Below are 17,342 nucleotides of genomic sequence, written 5' to 3'. Positions count from 1 at the left end.
TTTTCCCCGATGAAGCCTATTGGTGAATTATGGAAAGGACTGGGCGGATGAAAGCATTTCTGATCCTTGAAGACGGGACCGTATTTGAGGGCGTGAGTATCGGCTCGAGACGGGAGGCCGTTTCCGAGATCGTCTTTAACACCTCCATGACGGGCTATCTTGAAGTTCTGACAGATCCCTCTTATGCGGGGCAGGCGGTCTGTATGACCTATCCTCTCATCGGGAACTACGGAATCACACCCGATATGGAGTCCTCCCGTCCCTGGGTGGACGGATATATCGTCAGAGAGCTGTCCAGACTTCCCAGTAATTTCCGCAGTCAGGGGAGGATCCAGGATTTCCTGGAGAAGTATGACATTCCGGGCATCTGCGGTATCGATACCCGTCAGCTGACCCGTATTCTCCGGGACCGCGGAACCATGAACGGAATGATCACGACCAACGAAAACTATCGGCTAAAGGAAGTTCTGCCCAGGCTTAAGGCCTATGTGGTCGGGGACGTTGTCAGCAAGGTGACCTGCCAGGAGAAGTATGTTCTGCCCGGCGCCGGCAAGAAGGTCGCTCTTATGGATTTCGGAGCCAAGAAGAATATCGCTCGCTCCTTAAATGAGCGCGGCTGTCAGGTGACCGTCTATCCGGCTCACAGCTCAGCTGAGGAGATCTTAGCCAGCCATCCCGACGGAATCATGCTGACCAACGGGCCTGGAGATCCCGAGACCAATGTAGAGATCATCGAGGAGATCAAGAAAATTTACGCGTCGGACATCCCTGTTTTCTGCATTTGTCTGGGTCACCAGCTGATGGCTCTGGCTGCGGGAGGCAAGACCTTCAAGCTCAAGTACGGACACAGGGGGGGCAACCACCCCGTCCGTGACCTAGAGACCGGAAGAGTTTATATCTCTTCACAGAACCATGGCTACGCGGTTGATCCCGATTCACTGGATCCATCTGTCGCCCGGCCCGCCTTCGTCAATGTCAACGACCTGACCAACGAGGGCATGAAGTACAGGAACAAGAATATCTTTACCGTCCAGTTCCACCCCGAGGCCTGTCCCGGTCCCCAGGACAGCGGATTTTTGTTTGACCGCTTTATCAAGATGATGGGAGGAGAAGACTAATGCCAAGAGATACCAGTATTAAGAAAGTCCTTGTGATTGGTTCAGGCCCCATCGTTATTGGCCAGGCGGCCGAGTTTGACTATGCCGGAACCCAGGCCTGCCGGTCTCTTCGCGAGGAAGGAGTTGAGGTTGTTTTAGTCAACTCCAACCCGGCTACCATCATGACGGATCAGGAGATCGCCGACCAGGTCTATATCGAGCCTCTGACTGCGGAGGTCGTGGAGCAGATCATCCTGAAAGAGAAGCCTGACTCTGTTCTTCCCACCCTGGGAGGTCAGGCGGGGTTAAACCTTGGAATGGAGCTGGCGGAGTCCGGCTTTCTGGAGAAGAACGGGGTCCGACTGATCGGAACGACTCCCCAGACCATTTTCAAGGCCGAAGACCGCCAGGGCTTTAAGGACACCATGGAGAAGATCGGAGAGCCCATTGCCTCCTCCAAGGTCGTTCACAATGTCGAGGACGGAATCGCCTTCACCAAGACCATCGGCTATCCGGTTGTCCTGCGCCCCGCTTATACCCTGGGGGGCTCCGGCGGCGGCATCGCCAAAAACGAGAACGAATTGATCGAGATCCTGACCAACGGTCTGCGCCTGTCCCGGGTTCACGAGGTCCTTGTCGAGCGCTATATCGGCGGCTGGAAGGAAATCGAGTACGAGGTCATGCGCGATGCGGCCGGTAATGTGATTACGGTCTGCAACATGGAGAACATTGATCCTGTCGGCGTCCACACCGGAGACTCCATTGTCGTGGCTCCCTCGCAGACCCTCTCCGACAAGGAGTATCAGATGCTCAGGACCTCGGCCCTCCGCATTATCGACGAGATCGGGATTACCGGAGGCTGCAATGTCCAGTACGCCTTGAACCCGGACTCCTTTGAGTACTGCGTGATCGAGGTTAATCCCCGTGTGTCCCGGTCTTCCGCCCTGGCCTCCAAGGCGACCGGCTATCCCATTGCCAAGGTGACAGCCAAGATCGCCCTAGGTTATCGCTTAGACGAGATTAAGAACTCCATTACCGGCAAGACGATGGCCTCCTTCGAGCCCATGCTGGATTACTGCGTCGTCAAGATTCCCCGTCTCCCCTTTGACAAGTTCATCACGGCTCAGCGCAAGCTGACGACACAGATGAAGGCCACCGGGGAGGTCATGTCCATCTGCGACAGCTTCGAGGGGGCTCTCATGAAGGCCATCCGCTCCATGGAGCAGCATGTGGACTCCCTGCTGAGTTATGATTTCTCCAACCGGACGGACGAGGAGTTGAAGGCGGAGCTGGCCCTGGTTGACGACCGCAGGATCTGGAGGATTGCCGCGGCCCTGCGCCAGGGGATTCGCCCGGACACCATTCATCAGATCACAAAGGTGGATCTCTGGTTCATAGACAAGATTGCCATTTTAACGGAGATGGAGAAGCGCTTAAAGAGCGAGTCTCTGACCACAGAGCTCCTTCGCGAGGCCAAGCGCCTGGAATTCCCCGACGAGCTGATTGCGAAGCTCTGCGGAATGGAGACAGAGGAAGTAAAGCGCTTGCGCTACGAGAAAGGGATCAGGGCAATCTATAAGATCGTGGACACCTGTGCCGCCGAGTTCGACGCGGAGACTCCCTACTATTACTCGGTCTACTCCAGGGGTGAAAATGAGGCCAGCCAGACCCGTGACAGAAAGAAGGTTCTGGTCCTGGGGTCCGGTCCCATCCGTATCGGACAGGGGATCGAGTTTGACTTCTGCTCGGTTCATGCCACCTGGGCTTTTTCCAGGGCCGGATATGAGACCATTATCGTCAACAATAACCCGGAGACGGTATCTACCGATTTTGATGTGGCGGATAAGCTCTATTTCGAGCCCCTGACCGCGGAGGATGTCCGCAATATCGTCGATATCGAGAAGCCTGACGGGGCCGTGGTTCAGTTCGGCGGGCAGACGGCCATCAAGCTGACCCAGGATCTCATTCAGATGGGAGTTCCCATCTGGGGAACCAGGGCAGAGGATGTCGACGCGGCGGAGGACCGGGAGCTTTTTGATGAAATCCTGCAGAAGACCGGGATTCCACGGGCCTCCGGCGGCACTGTCTACACGGCGAAGGAGGCCAAAGAGGTGGCCAACCGGATCGGTTATCCCGTCCTGGTCCGTCCCTCCTATGTCCTCGGAGGTCAGGGCATGCAGATTGCCTTTAACGATGAGGAAATTGAGGATTTCATCGGTATCATTAACCGCATTGCCCAGGATCACCCCATCCTGGTCGACAAGTATCTGCAGGGCAAGGAAATCGAGGTCGATGCCATCTGTGACGGAGACAATATCCTGATCCCCGGAATCATGGAGCATATTGAGCGCACCGGCATTCACTCCGGGGATTCGATTTCCGTATACCCCGCGCACACGATCAGCGATTCCGTCAAGAAGAAGCTGGAGGATTACACCGAACGCCTGGCTATGGCTCTGCACGTCAAGGGCATGATCAATATCCAGTTCATTAACATTGACGAGGACGTCTATGTCATCGAGGTCAACCCCAGATCCTCAAGGACGGTTCCCTATATTTCCAAGGTGACCGGGATCCCTATTGTGGATCTGGCGACGAGGGCTATTTGCGGAGAGAAGATCGTCGACATGGGATATGAACCCGGCCTGCAGCCTGAGGCGGACTATGTTGCGATTAAAATGCCCGTCTTCTCTTTTGAGAAGCTGCGCGGCGCTGAGATCTCCCTGGGGCCGGAGATGAAGTCGACCGGGGAGTGCCTGGGAATCGCCAGAACCTTCCACGAGGCCCTCTATAAGGCCTTCTCCGGCGCGGGAGTTTGCCTGCCAAAATACAGGCAGATGATCATGACGGTCGCGGACCAGTTCAAGGAGGAGTCAGTCCAGGTGGCCAGGCGTTTCGCGGCTTTGGGCTACAAGATCTACTCCACTAGGGGCACAGCCAAGTACCTGCAGGAGAGAGGAATTGACGCCCTCTGGGTCAACAAGATTTCACAGGAGTCGCCCAATGTCATGGATCTGATTCTGGGCCACAAGATCGACCTGGTCATTGACATTCCGACCGAAGGGCACGGGGACAAGAACCGCGACGGCTTTTTGATCCGCAGAAATGCTATTGAGACCGGAGTCTACTGCATTACAGCCATTGACACGGCCAATGCCCTGGCCTCGGCCATGGAGAATAAGTACACTGAATTCACCCTGATTGACATTGCCAAGGTAAAGAAGCAGTGGGCGTAAAGCATGCCAAACCGTCGCGGAATTGGCGCCGGACAGAAAGCATAAAAAACTGTTGACGGGCGACAGGGACTTTGCTATATTAGTCCTTGTCGCGAGGCGACGGAACAAATGGGATCTTAGCTCAGCTGGGAGAGCATCTGCCTTACAAGCAGAGGGTCATAGGTTCGAGCCCTATAGGTCCCATTTATATTTATGGCGAGATAGCTCAGCTGGCTAGAGCACGCGGTTCATACCCGCGGTGTCGAGGGTTCAAGTCCCCCTCTCGCTACTGGAAATACCCCCGGAGTCACCGAGCAGTCGGTTGCCTTCGGGTTTTTGTTTTCTCCAGGCAGAGAGCTGCCTCCCGCAGGCCTGGAAGCTGTGTTTTTCCAGGCAAAAGAGAGCCTGCGTTTGATATAGGATGTGAGGTGAATGATGCGAATCGGAACCGGATACGATGTTCATCAATTGGCAGAGGGGGTAGATCTGATCATCGGAGGGGTTAAGATCCCCTGTGACAGGGGACTTGTGGGCCACTCCGACGCGGACGTCCTTCTTCACGCCATTATGGATGCCCTCCTGGGAGCGGCGGCCCTCGGCGATATCGGAAGGCACTTTCCGGATACGGACGAGCGCTACCGGGGGGCGGACTCCCTGAAGCTTCTGGAGGAAGTGGGAAATATGCTGGCAGACAAGGGCTATCTGGTCAATAATATTGACGCCACGGTGATTGCGCAGGAGCCCAAGCTGAGTCCCTATATGGATCAGATGATCCGCAATGTGGCGTCCGTTTTGGGGATTGCCGAGGACCAGGTCAATATCAAGGCGACCAGTGAAGAGCATCTGGGCTTTACCGGCAGGAAAGAAGGGATCAGCGCCCAGGCGGTCTGCACGATCCTCGACTATATGGACGGGAGCATCAGCGCCGCGGATTCTGAGGGAGGATGCGCCTCCTGCAGCCGGGACCGGGAGGACAAAGGAGCTGTAAAGAGCCTGCATGAGGCCTTTTGCCCTAAGGAAGATTGATTTTTCCTGTCCCATTGATGTTGATGTCGTCAATCCGGCAGATTTTAGATCTTTTACCCTAAGGAAGACCGATTTCCTTTCCGCCACCGGATGAGAACGCAATCTTGCATTCTACTGTTGCCGGGAAAATTGACATCCCACTGGAATCTGCGAAAATATAGGGCGAATCGATAAGGAGAGAAGCATGAGGATTTTTAATACCCTGACCAGACGCAAGGAGGAATTCGTTCCGATTGAGCCGGGAAAGGTGAAGATGTATGTCTGCGGTCCGACCGTCTATAACTACATTCATATCGGAAATGCCAGGCCTATGATCGTATTCGACACCTTTCGCCGATACATGGAGTACCGGGGCTACCAGGTGACCTATGTCTCCAATTTTACGGATGTGGACGACAAGATCATTAAAAAGGCCAAAGAGGAGGGAAAGGACGCGTCCGAGATCTCTGAGCGCTATATCGCTGAGTGCCAGAAAGACATGGAGGCTTTGAATGTCAGGCCGGCCAGCGTCCATCCCAGGGCGACCAGGGAAATCGGCGAGATGGTCCATATGGTATCCGATCTCATCGATAAGGGCTATGCCTATCCGGTCGAGGACGGGACGGTCTATTACAAGACCAGGGCCTTTCACTCCTATGGCAAGCTGTCCCATAAGAATATTGAGGATCTGGAGGGCGGTCACAGGGATATCAAGGTGACCGGCGAGCTCAAGAGGGACCCGCTGGATTTTGTCCTCTGGAAGCCCAAGAAGGAGGGCGAGCCTTACTGGGATTCTCCCTGGTGTCAGGGGCGTCCCGGCTGGCACATCGAGTGCTCCTGCATGTCCAAGCGCTATCTGGGCGACACGATTGATATTCACGCCGGCGGAGAGGATTTGATCTTCCCCCATCATGAGAATGAAATCGCCCAGTCCGAGGCGGCCAACGGAGTGGAGTTCGCGCGTTACTGGATGCACAACGGCTTTCTCAATATTGATCATCGCAAGATGTCCAAGTCCCTGGGCAATTTCTTTACGGTTCGGGAGGTATGCCAGAAGTATTCCGGTCAGGTTCTCCGCTTCTTTATGCTCTCCGCCCACTACAGGAGCCCGCTGAATTTCTCCGCGGACCTGATGGAGGCGGCAAAGGTGTCTTTAGAGAGGATCCTGACGGCGGGAGAGAATCTTCGCTTCCTGGCTGAGAACGCGAGGATTGACCGGATGAGCGAGGAGGAGAGAAAGATCCTGGCAGATTCTGATCAATATATGGACAAGTTCAACGGGGCGATGGATGACGACTGCAATACGGCAGATGCCCTGGCTGCCATCTTTGAGCTGGTCAAATTCATCAACTCCAGGGCGGCCGGTCAGATTTCCCGGGAGCTGGCGGATCAGTTCTACCAGCGGCTGGATACCCTGACGCAGGTTTGCGGGCTGATTCTGGACCAAAAGGAAGACAATCTGGATGCGGAGATTGACAGCCTGATTGAGGAGAGACAGGAGGCCCGCCGCCAGAAGGACTTTGCCAGGGCTGACCGGATCCGTGATGATCTTTTGGCCAGGGGGATTGTGCTGGAGGATACCAGAGAGGGTGTGAAATGGCACAGAGCCTAAAGGACAGTATTTTTACAGCTTTTCATGTCGAGGAGAAGGATTTGAGGACCTATTCCCCCTTGACTCTGGCCTATATTGGAGACGGGATCTTCGACCTGATCATTCGAAGCCTGGTGGTCGGAAGCGCCAATATGCCGCCCAATCGCCTGCACAGTCACACAAGCCATATTGTCAGGGCCGCCTCTCAGGCCAGGATGATGGAGGCAATTGAAGCCGACCTGACGGAAGAAGAGGCGGATATTTACCGGAGGGGGCGCAACGCCAAGTCCTACACCCATGCGAAGAATGCCACGCTGATCGATTACCGGATTGCGACCGGCTTTGAGGCGCTTATGGGCTGGCACTACCTGCAGGGGAACACAGAGCGGATCATCGAGCTGACCAGGCGAGGCCTTGCCGGAAGCCATCTGAAGATATAGGAGAGAATATGAGAGACGCATCGACGGTGATTGAGGGGAGAAACGCTGTCTTAGAGGCCCTTCGTTCAGGGAAGCCTGTAGACCGGGTTTTCATCCTGGCTAAATCCTACGACGGCCCCATTCGAACCATTGTCCGAGAGGCCAAAAAGAGGGACTGTATCCTTAGCTTTGTGGATAAAAAGCGACTGGATGAGATTTCGGAGACAGGCAAGCATCAGGGGGCAATTGCCTATATTGCGGCTTATCGCTATTCGACGGTCGAAGACATTCTGGCCCTGGCCAGAAAGAGGGGAGAGGACCCCTTCCTCTTCCTCTTGGATAATATTGAAGACCCCCACAATCTGGGGGCGATTATCCGCACCGCCAATCTGGCCGGAGCACATGGAGTGATTATCCCCAAGAACCGGGCGGCGGGACTGACAGCGACGGTGGCCAAGGCCTCCGCCGGAGCCATAAACTACACGCCTGTCGCCAAGGTCACGAACCTGTCTAGGACCATGGAGGAGCTCAAAAAGGAGGGGCTCTGGTTCGTCTGCGCGGACATGGATGGACAGGTCATGTATGATCTGAACCTGACCGGGCCGATCGGCCTTGTGATCGGCAATGAGGGCAGTGGAGTGGGAGACCTGGTCAGGAAGCACTGCGACCTCTTCGCCGCCATCCCGATGGCAGGAGAGATCGACTCACTGAATGCCTCGGTTGCGGCCGGTGTGCTGGCCTATGAGCTGGTGCGTCAGAGAAGAGGATAGGTCAATGACAGAGCGTTTGGACGAGGAACTCCTGCGGGCTTATCGCGGGGGACATGACGCCAGCGGAGAGGAACTTTTAAGCAGATACAAGGGACTTGTGCTCAGAAATGCCAAGTCCCTCTTTCTTGTCGGAGGGGATCAGGATGATCTGATCCAGGAGGGGATGATGGGGGTCTTCTCCGCCATGTTGACCTACAGGGAAGACAGGGGAGCCTCTTTTCGAACCTTCGCAAATCTCTGTATCCGTCGGCAGATGTTAAAGGCGATTGAGTCCTCCGGAACCAAGAAGCATATGCCGCTGAACACGGCTCTCTCCCTGAATCTGACCGGGGAGGGAGAGGGAGTGAGGGAGGCGGATCTGCCGGAGGCCTTAAATCCTTCGCCGGAGGATCCCCTGCAGATTCTCCTGGACGACGAGGCGGTTGAGCGCCTGCTAATGAAGATTCGAAAGAGCCTCTCTCCCATGGAGGAACAGGTCCTCTCCCTTCATCTGGACGGACTTGATTACCTGCAGATTGCCGATTGTATGGGCAGAGAACCCAAGTCCATCGACAATGCCCTGCAGAGAATCCGCGGCAAGGTGCGAAGAGAGCTTGAGGATAATCAGTCATGAAGCGGGCCGCCCTCGAATGTGAGGCAATTTGTAAGATCCGGTTGAGGAAAAGCGATTGATTTATTTAGACAATGCCGCCACAACAAAAATGCGGGGGGAGGTCCTGGAGGCCATGCTCCCCTATCTGACGGAACATTATGGTAATCCCTCCGCGACATACGGGCTGGCTTCGGAGGCGGCCAATGCCATCGCCATTGCAAGAGAGCAGGCCGCAGACCTGATCGGGGCGAAGCCGCATGAGATTTTCTTTACATCCGGCGGCACAGAGGCGGATAACTGGGCCTTAAGAGGAGCTCTCCTTTTGGTGGAAACGTCCATGCGGACGGCAGAGGGGAAAAGCAAAAGGCATATCATCAGCAGCCGCATTGAACATCAGGCAATTCTGCGCTGCCTTAAAAGGCTCGAGGAGGAAGGGCTGGCCGAGGTCACCCTGCTGCCGGTCGATCGCGAGGGCCTTGTCAGCCCCGCGGACTTAAAAGACGCTCTTCGCCCCGACACAATCCTGGTCTCGATTATGGCTGCGAACAATGAGATCGGAAGCATGGAGCCTCTCGCGAAATTGGCTGATTTGACGCATGAGGCCGGAGCCCTCTTTCACACGGATGCGGTGCAGGCCTTTGGCCAGATTCCTCTGGATGTAAAGAAGCTGGGGGTGGATCTTTTGTCCGCCTCCGCGCACAAGATCTATGGACCCAAGGGGACAGGAATGCTCTATGTAAGAGAGACGATTCCCTTTCGATCCATGATTCAGGGAGGAGCTCAGGAGAAGAACCGCCGGGCCGGGACGGAAAATGTCCCGGGAATCGTCGGCTTCGGAGCTGCCTGTGTCTGCGCGAAGAAGACCCTGCCGGATCGGATGAGAAGAGAAGGCGCCCTGAGAAATCTCTTAATCAAAAGAGCAGAAGAGATTTATCCGGCCGCAAGGCTCAACGGCCCCAGACCAAAAGGAGTCGGCCTGGCGCATAGGAGCTCTCTTCTAGAGCAGGGGACAAGAGATGAGGAAGGTCCGGGAAAGATGCCTGATTGGCGTCTGCCCGGCAATGTAAACATCTGTTTCCCGGGGAAGTCAGCAGAGCTTCTTTTGATCATGTTAGAGGCCGAGGGGATTTTGGCTTCCGCCGGAAGCGCCTGCGCTTCAGGGAGCTTAGACCCCTCCCATGTTCTCTCTGCCATCGGCCTGTCTGAGGATGATAACCGGGCCAGCCTGCGCTTTAGCCTGGGAGAAGAGACGAGCAGGGAGGAGATCGAGAAGACGGCGGACGCCCTGGAAAGAATTCTGAAGTAAGACCGGATAGGAGATGCCATGTCGGAAGTCAAGACAGTTGTTGTCGGTATGTCCGGAGGCGTGGATTCCTCCGTCGCCGCTTACCTCCTGAAGGAGGAGGGATATCGGGTGATCGGTGTCACCATGCAGATTTGGCAGGATGAGTCGGCCTGCAGTCTGGAGGAGCACGGGGGCTGCTGCGGCCTGTCCGCGGTTGAAGACGCCAGGAGAGTGGCTCGGATGATCGGGATCCCCCACTATGTCATGAATTTCAAGGCGGAGTTTCAGGACAGAGTGATCGATTATTTTACCGATGAGTATCTGCGGGGGCGGACGCCGAATCCCTGCATTGCCTGCAACCGCTATGTCAAGTGGGAGTCTCTTCTTGAGAGAAGCCTGGCAATCGGGGCGGATTATATTGCGACGGGCCATTACGCCAGGGTGGAGCATTTGGCAAACGGCCGCTATGCTGTCAGGAATTCGGTCACAGCGGCCAAGGATCAGACCTATGCGCTCTATAATCTGACCCAGGAGCAGCTGGCACATACCCTGATGCCGGTTGGAGACTATGACAAGCCAAGGATACGGGAAATCGCCCTTGCGGCCGGACTTCCGGTGGCCCACAAGGCGGACTCGGAAGATATCTGTTTTATTCCGGATCACGATTATGCCTCCTTTTTAGAGAGGGAGGCCCCGGACCGTATTCCGGAGCCGGGGAATTTCGTCCTGGAGGACGGAAGTGTCATCGGAAGACATCAGGGAATCAGCCACTATACCATCGGACAGCGCAAGGGCCTGGGAATTTCCTGGGACAGCCCCCTCTTCGTAAAGGAGATTCGCCCAGGCAGCAATGAAGTTGTTCTGACATCGAAGGAGGGGGTCTTTACGGACCATTTGACCTTTGAGAATGTCAACCATATGGCTGTTGAAGCTTTTCAGCCTGGAGAGGAGTATCTCGCCAAGATCCGCTATTCGGATCCCGGCTGTATGTGCCGTATTGAGGCAGTTGGACAGGAGCGGATCCGCCTGGCCTTTTCCCGAAAGGTCAGGGCCGTCACTCCCGGGCAGGCGCTTGTCTTGTATCAGGGAGAATTTATTGCCGGCGGAGGAACGATTCTCGCCTGAGGGAAAAGAGGAGAACAGTCCGGCCTTCAAAAGGCCTCGTATGGTTCGATCCTCGCCTGAGGAAAAAGAGACTAAAAAGCCGGGAGAGCTGAATACAGGGAGGATTGCGACAAATTTCGGACTTTGTATAGAGACATCATCGGCTTGACTCAATATAATCAACAGCAAAGTAAGAGAAGAAGACCCTATTTTAGGAGGTATCCATGGCGTCCATTATGAACAACCTCTCCCATGCGGCAGAGCGGCAGGCTTTCTCTGTCATGCTTGATGCATTCTGGAAAAATTTGAGCAAGAAGGAAGATCGCACCGAGACCTATCTGAAGCTGGTAGACATGGCGGAGAAATTCTGGAAGGACTCCAACCCCGAGACCATGAACCGGATTCGAAAATACCTGAGCAATCCGGAAAACCGCTGGGTCAAGTTCTTAAACCGGGTGATCGATGAGACCAATCCGAACTATGCCAAGAAGATGCTCTTAAATCTGGGCTATGAGGCCTTCTTCCGCGGGACCAAGACCATTCGTGCCAATCGTGAGAAATACCATTGCAACATCCCCTGGCTCATCCTCTTCGATCCTACGGACGCCTGCAATATGCACTGCGTCGGCTGCTGGTCCGGCACCTACGGACACAAGCATAACCTGTCCTTCGAGGATATGGATAAGATTGTCAGTCAGGGGAAGGAGCTGGGCACCTACCTCTATATGATGACGGGCGGTGAGCCCATGGTTCGCAAGAACGATATTTTAAAGCTGGCAGAAAAGCACAATGACTGCTTTTTCGGCATCTATTCCAACTCCACCCTGATCGACGAGGAGGTCTGCAAGAAGGTGCAGGAGCTGGGCAATATCACCTTTATGCTCTCCATTGAGGGGACGCCCGATACCAATGATTCCCGGAGAGGCCTGGGACACTATGACGCCGTCATGAAGGCCATGAACCTGCTCAAGGAGTACGGGATCGTCTACGGGACGTCCATCTGCTACACCAGGCAGAATATTGAGGCGGTTACCGATGACAAATTCATCGACTTTATTGCCGACAAGGGGGCCAGGTTCGGTTTCTACTTCCACTATATGCCGGTGGGACAGAATGCCGTCACCTCCCTGCTGCCAACAGTTGAACAGAGAAAGGCCATGATCACCAAGATCCGGTCCATTCGCGGACCTGAGTCTGATGCCCAGTTCTTCCCCATGGACTTCCAGAACGACGGGGAATATGTGGGCGGATGCATTGCGGGCGGCCGCAATTACTTCCACATCAATGCCAATGGTGACGCGGAGCCCTGTGTTTTCATCCATTTCTCTGACAGCAATATTCATGACAACAGCATCCTGGAAATGCTTCAGGGCAAGCTCTTTACCGCATATCATGAGGGACAGCCCTTCAACCGCAACCATCTGCGTCCCTGCCCCATGCTGGAGAATCCGCAGCAATTAAGAGCCATGGTCGCTACGACCGGCGCTCATCAGACCAATGCGGAGGCTCCGGAGTCCGCCGAGGAGCTCTGCGCCAAGTGCGATCCCTATGCCAGGGAGTGGAAGGCTGCCGCGGACCAGGTATGGGCCAGCCAAAAGCATAAGAAGCCCTCCTATGAGAACTACACGAAGGAGAAGCGCGAGCACCCTGAGCTGGCAGGGTTTGAGCACGCAGACGGGTCCACGAAGGTGACGCTGGATACACAGTAAGTACAGATCTTGTTTAGACAGAAGACAGGGGCTGTGAGGAAACGAGTTTTCGTTTCTTCACAGCCCCTGTCTCATGACAATGGAATCCTCGCGGAACATGTATTCCACTATTAACGGGAGTGCGGAGATTGTAAATTTTCTTCAGACATAGGAACGCCAGCGAGATGCATGAAACGGTCGGAGCTCTTTTTCTAAAAACTTGCGGGGCGGCGCGTTTTAAAAACTGTATTTTTACAGGTGAATTTTCCTTGGTTTTCTCCCGTCAAAAATAAGATAGGAGTCAAAGCCCGTCTCTTTTAACAGGGACAGGGCAGAGGAAAAGTGCTCTTTTTGATTCAGGGGATATCCGGCGGGGATCTCGGTAAAGCCGAGAGCGATATGCTCCGGGGTGTGGGCATCAGCCCCCAGGGTGATCTTCCTGCCGCCGAGTTCATAGTAGCGCTTTAGAACCATGCGCTCGGGGTTGGGATCCAGTCGGCCCTTGCGGTAGGAACCCGTATTGAGCTCCAGGGCAATTCCTCTTGAGATCAGTTCCAGTAATATGGCGTCGATTTCTGCCATGAAATCCGCATTTCCGTAAGGGGAGCCGTCAGGCTTATATGTCAGCTCTTCGGGGAGGGGGGACAGGTAGCGAAGGATGTAATCCAAGTGCCCCAGGGAGTCGAAGAGGGGAAAGGCACGGATGTTCTCAAGGATCATCCGGTAATAGCGCCTTAAGCCCTCTTGAACACCGAACTTCTCAAAATAAAGGGGATAGTAGGGATCATATCCATCGACCACATGGGTGGAACCAATCACATAGTCGAACGGGTACCGGGCCAGCAGACGGGCATGACGCTCTGCCAGGTGGGGCTGCAGGCCCAGTTCAATTCCGTAGTAGATATGGAAGCCATCGTCATTGTATTTGGCCTGCATGGCTCGAACGGACTCTGTGTAGGATTTCAGATCCAGGTCGAAGAGGCCGGGTTTTTCATGATAATCCCAGTCCAGATGATCGGTAAATGTGATGCCGGCCAGTCCCTTTTTCCTGGCGGTACGGACCATTTCTTCCATGGGGGCCTCAGAATCACCGGAGAAGCTTGTGTGCATATGGCAGTCGTAGAGAATCTCTGCATTCATCTTTTAAATCCTCCCTGCAGCAATGGAATGTATCCTTTGCGGGCATCCCATTGCCCTGAATCAGAATGGCAACTGCCCTTATCATATCGTATGGGAAGAGAGATTGATAACCATACGGAAAAATCTGTTTTGACCGGGATCAGATTTATCCCGTGAGAGAGACCAGCTGAAATCTTGTTAAGAAATTAACAAAGTCGGCCGACAGGCTTGCAATGCTCCCTTGCTTTCGCTACAATAAAAATCGGTTACAAACCATGTTTGTACGACATAAGTTTCTACATTAGGAGGAGACAAAATGGCAGTAAGAGTAGCAATTAATGGATTCGGCCGTATCGGTCGTCTTGCGTTCAGACAGATGTTCCAGGCTGAGGGTTTTGATATCGTCGCAATCAACGATCTGACCTCTCCCGAGATGCTCGCATATCTTCTGAAGTACGATTCTTCACAGGGTCGTTACGCCAAGGCAGATACCGTTAGCAGCTCTGACCATTCCATCACGGTGGACGGTCATGAGATCGAGATTTACAAGGAAGCTGACGCTCACAATCTTCCCTGGGGCAAGCTCGATGTCGATGTTGTTCTTGAGTGCACCGGATTCTACACCTCTAAGGATAAAGCGCAGGCTCATATCGATGCGGGCGCCAAGAAGGTTGTTATTTCCGCTCCGGCAGGCAACGACTTAAAGACCATTGTTTATAATACCAACCACGAGACCCTGACTGCGGATGACCATATCATCTCCGCGGCATCCTGCACCACCAACTGCCTGGCTCCCATGGCCAAGGCCCTGAATGATCTGGCTGCCATCCAGTCCGGTATCATGGTTACCATTCATGCTTACACCGGCGATCAGATGATCCTCGACGGTCCTCAGCGCAAGGGCAACTTCCGTCGTTCCCGCGCTGCCGCTGTCAATATTGTCCCCAACTCTACCGGCGCCGCCAAGGCAATCGGCCTGGTTGTTCCCGAGCTCAACGGCAAGCTGATCGGATCTGCTCAGCGTGTGCCCGTTCCCACCGGTTCAACCACCATTCTTACTGCTGTTGTCAAGGGCAAGGTTACCGTCGATCAGATCAATGCCGCAATGAAGGCCGCTTCTGACGAGTCCTTCGGTTACAATGAGGATCAGATCGTCTCCAGCGATATTGTGGGCATGACCTATGGATCTCTCTTTGACGCGACACAGACTTCTGTTGTAGAGATGGAAGATGGCAACTCTGAGGTACAGGTTGTCTCCTGGTATGATAACGAGAATTCCTTCACCTCTAACATGTGCAGAACGATCAAGTACTTCGCTAAGTTCCTGAACAAGTAATGCATTGACTTAGGCCTTACGGGGGTCCGGCTTTGGGCCGGATCCCCTTTTCTTTAGAGCCGGTAGATGCTTGTGCGTTGTAATCATCATATTTTGGAGGAAAGAAGCATGGGTTTAAATAAGAAGACCGTTGACGATATTTCGGTCAAGGGGAAGAGAGTTCTGGTTCGCTGTGATTTCAACGTTCCCATGAAGGGGACGGAGATCACGGATATCAACCGCTTGGTTGCGGCGCTTCCCACCATTAAGAAGCTGGTTGCCGATGGAGGGAAGGTGATCCTCTGCTCTCACCTGGGCAAGGTGAAGACGGAAGAGGACAAGAAGACCAAGAGCCTTGCGCCTGTCGCCAAAAAGCTGTCTGAGCTGCTCGGTCAGCCTGTCACATTCGCCCCGGATCCCGAGGTGGTCGGAGAAAATGCCCGCAAGGCGGTTGCGTCGATGGCAGACGGAGATGTAGTCCTTCTGGAGAACACCAGATTCCGCCCGGAGGAGACCAAGAACGGGGATGCTTTCTCTGAGGACCTGGCATCTCTGGCGGATGTTTTTGTCAATGACGCTTTTGGGACCGCTCACAGGGCTCACTGCTCCAATGTCGGCGTCACAAAGTATATCAAGGGCGATTGCGTTGTCGGCTATCTGATGGAGAAGGAGATCAATTTCCTGGGCAATGCCGTAGAGAATCCGGTGCGCCCCTTTGTCGCCATCTTAGGCGGAGCCAAGGTTGCAGACAAGCTCAATGTCATCAGCAATCTCCTTGACAAGTGTGACACGCTTATTATCGGCGGCGGAATGGCCTATACCTTCCTCAAGGCTCAGGGCAAGGAGATTGGGATCTCCATGCTGGATGAGTCCAAGATCGACTACTGTAAGGAGATGATGGAGAAGGCGAAGAAGATGGGCAAGAAGCTGCTTCTTCCCCTGGATGCCAACACCATTAAGGCGTTCCCGGATCCCATCGATGCTCCCATCGAGACAGTTCTTGTGGATACCGATCAGATGCCCGCGGATCGCGAGGGGGCAGATATCGGGCCCAAGACCCAGGAACTCTATGCCAGGACGGTCAGTGAGGCCAAGACGGTAGTCTGGAACGGCCCCATGGGTATTTTTGAGAACCCGACTCTGGCAGCCGGTACCCTGGCGGTCGCCAAGGCCATGGCGGAATCTGACGCGACCACAATCATTGGCGGCGGAGACTCCGCGGCAGCGGTCAATCAGATGGGACTGGGAGACAAGATGAGCCATATCTCGACCGGCGGCGGCGCGTCCCTTGAGTTCCTTGAGGGCAAGGAGCTCCCCGGCGTTGCGGCAGCGGATGACAAGGAATAATAGAAAAGGGTGATTCAAATGAGCAGACGTAAGATTATCGCAGGCAACTGGAAGATGAACCAGACCCCAAGCCAGGCGCTGGAGCTGGTTGAGACCTTAAAACCCCTCGTCGCCGATGCGGACGTGGATGTGGTCTATTGTGTTCCGGCGGTGGATATCGTCCCGGTCGTCGAGGCGGTCAAGGGGACCAATGTCAAGGTCGGCGCTGAGAACATGTACATCGAGGAGAAGGGGGCCTATACCGGAGAGATTGCTCCCGCCATGCTTGTGGACGCCGGCGTGAGCTATGTCATCATCGGCCACTCCGAGAGAAGAGACTACTTCAAGGAGGATGACGCCTTCCTCAACAAGAAGGTTTTGAAGGCATTTGAGCATGGTCTGACTCCCATTCTCTGTTGCGGCGAGAGCCTGGAGCAAAGAGAGTCCGGAGTGACGCTTGACTGGATCCGTCTGCAGATCAAATCTGACCTGCAGGGGGTGAGCGCTGATCAGGCTGCCTCCATGGTCATTGCCTATGAGCCCATCTGGGCCATCGGTACCGGAAGGACAGCGACCAGTGACCAGGCGGAAGAGGTCTGCGCAGCGATCCGTCAGACCATCGCTGAGATCTATGACCAGGACACCGCAGACAAGATCCGGATTCAGTATGGCGGCTCCATGAAGGCTGCCAACTGCAAGGAGCTTCTGGCCAAGCCCAACATTGACGGCGGCTTGATCGGCGGCGCTTCTCTGACCGAGGAGTTTGCCAGCATCGTCAACTACAATAAGTAATCTGCCCGGGGAATCAAACTGCCG

General features: G+C 54.6%; 14 protein-coding genes and 2 tRNA genes. 15 read left to right on the top strand and 1 reads right to left on the bottom strand.

What is annotated here, in order from left to right:
* The first annotated feature begins 47 nt into the window (after window positions 1–47).
* The 12 genes from GCWU000342_RS03725 (at window position 48) to GCWU000342_RS03670 (ending at window position 12,787) form a co-directional block, all read left to right on the top strand.
* The gene (locus tag GCWU000342_RS03725) at window positions 48–1,118 is read left to right on the top strand and encodes a carbamoyl phosphate synthase small subunit (RefSeq protein WP_045000249.1); all 1,071 of its coding nucleotides are present in this window, start codon (window positions 48–50) and stop codon (window positions 1,116–1,118) included.
* Entirely contained in the window at window positions 1,118–4,333 is a 3,216-nt protein-coding gene (gene carB, locus GCWU000342_RS03720; protein WP_006905926.1) for a carbamoyl-phosphate synthase large subunit, read from the top strand. The genes GCWU000342_RS03725 and carB overlap by 1 nt, the downstream gene beginning before the upstream one ends.
* Before the next feature lie 110 nt (window positions 4,334–4,443).
* Window positions 4,444–4,516, top strand: a tRNA-Val gene (locus tag GCWU000342_RS03715).
* An 11-nt stretch (window positions 4,517–4,527) separates the two neighbouring features.
* Window positions 4,528–4,601, top strand: a tRNA-Met gene (locus tag GCWU000342_RS03710).
* A 146-nt stretch (window positions 4,602–4,747) separates the two neighbouring features.
* The gene (gene ispF, locus GCWU000342_RS03705; protein ID WP_045000641.1) at window positions 4,748–5,338 is read left to right on the top strand and encodes a 2-C-methyl-D-erythritol 2,4-cyclodiphosphate synthase; all 591 of its coding nucleotides are present in this window, start codon (window positions 4,748–4,750) and stop codon (window positions 5,336–5,338) included.
* A gap of 184 nt (window positions 5,339–5,522) precedes the next feature.
* Window positions 5,523–6,929, top strand: a complete 1,407-nt coding sequence (cysS, locus tag GCWU000342_RS03700) for a cysteine--tRNA ligase (RefSeq protein WP_006905923.1) — start codon at window positions 5,523–5,525, stop codon at window positions 6,927–6,929.
* The gene (locus tag GCWU000342_RS03695) at window positions 6,914–7,348 is read left to right on the top strand and encodes a Mini-ribonuclease 3 (RefSeq protein ID WP_006905922.1); all 435 of its coding nucleotides are present in this window, start codon (window positions 6,914–6,916) and stop codon (window positions 7,346–7,348) included. The genes cysS and GCWU000342_RS03695 overlap by 16 nt, the downstream gene beginning before the upstream one ends.
* Before the next feature lie 8 nt (window positions 7,349–7,356).
* A complete protein-coding gene (rlmB, locus tag GCWU000342_RS03690; protein WP_006905921.1) occupies window positions 7,357–8,097 on the top strand; it encodes a 23S rRNA (guanosine(2251)-2'-O)-methyltransferase RlmB in 741 nt (246 codons plus the stop codon).
* Between the two features lie 4 nt (window positions 8,098–8,101).
* Window positions 8,102–8,710, top strand: coding sequence for a sigma-70 family RNA polymerase sigma factor (locus GCWU000342_RS03685; protein WP_006905920.1), 609 nt, complete (start codon window positions 8,102–8,104; stop codon window positions 8,708–8,710).
* 55 nt (window positions 8,711–8,765) lie between these two features.
* Window positions 8,766–9,995, top strand: coding sequence for a cysteine desulfurase family protein (locus tag GCWU000342_RS03680; RefSeq protein ID WP_242649971.1), 1,230 nt, complete (start codon window positions 8,766–8,768; stop codon window positions 9,993–9,995).
* A gap of 18 nt (window positions 9,996–10,013) precedes the next feature.
* Window positions 10,014–11,099: a tRNA 2-thiouridine(34) synthase MnmA gene (gene mnmA, locus GCWU000342_RS03675; protein ID WP_006905918.1), complete on the top strand. Its 1,086-nt coding sequence runs from the start codon at window positions 10,014–10,016 to the stop codon at window positions 11,097–11,099.
* A 203-nt stretch (window positions 11,100–11,302) separates the two neighbouring features.
* Window positions 11,303–12,787, top strand: coding sequence for a radical SAM protein (locus tag GCWU000342_RS03670; RefSeq protein WP_006905916.1), 1,485 nt, complete (start codon window positions 11,303–11,305; stop codon window positions 12,785–12,787).
* Window positions 12,788–13,018: 231 nt separating this feature from the next.
* On the opposite strand, the gene GCWU000342_RS03665 is transcribed toward GCWU000342_RS03670, so the two are convergent.
* Window positions 13,019–13,906 carry a histidinol-phosphatase HisJ family protein gene (locus tag GCWU000342_RS03665; protein ID WP_006905915.1) on the bottom strand — a complete coding sequence of 296 codons (888 nt, stop codon included), beginning with the start codon at window positions 13,904–13,906 and terminating at the stop codon, window positions 13,019–13,021.
* A 295-nt stretch (window positions 13,907–14,201) separates the two neighbouring features.
* On the opposite strand from GCWU000342_RS03665, the gene gap reads away from it, so the two are divergent.
* From gap to tpiA, 3 genes are all read left to right on the top strand, one after another.
* Window positions 14,202–15,221, top strand: coding sequence for a type I glyceraldehyde-3-phosphate dehydrogenase (gene gap / locus GCWU000342_RS03660; protein ID WP_006905913.1), 1,020 nt, complete (start codon window positions 14,202–14,204; stop codon window positions 15,219–15,221).
* A 108-nt stretch (window positions 15,222–15,329) separates the two neighbouring features.
* The gene (locus GCWU000342_RS10760; protein WP_006905912.1) at window positions 15,330–16,547 is read left to right on the top strand and encodes a phosphoglycerate kinase; all 1,218 of its coding nucleotides are present in this window, start codon (window positions 15,330–15,332) and stop codon (window positions 16,545–16,547) included.
* 18 nt (window positions 16,548–16,565) lie between these two features.
* Window positions 16,566–17,318 (top strand): triose-phosphate isomerase, encoded by a 753-nt coding sequence (gene tpiA / locus GCWU000342_RS10755; protein WP_006905911.1) that lies wholly within the window; start codon window positions 16,566–16,568, stop codon window positions 17,316–17,318.
* Window positions 17,319–17,342: the final 24 nt, after the last annotated feature.

The organism is Shuttleworthella satelles DSM 14600 (assembly GCF_000160115.1).
Lineage (GTDB): Bacteria > Bacillota > Clostridia > Lachnospirales > Lachnospiraceae > Shuttleworthia > Shuttleworthia satelles.
The sequence above is the reverse complement of the archived record's forward strand: the minus strand, read 5'-3'. Positions and strand labels throughout refer to the sequence as shown.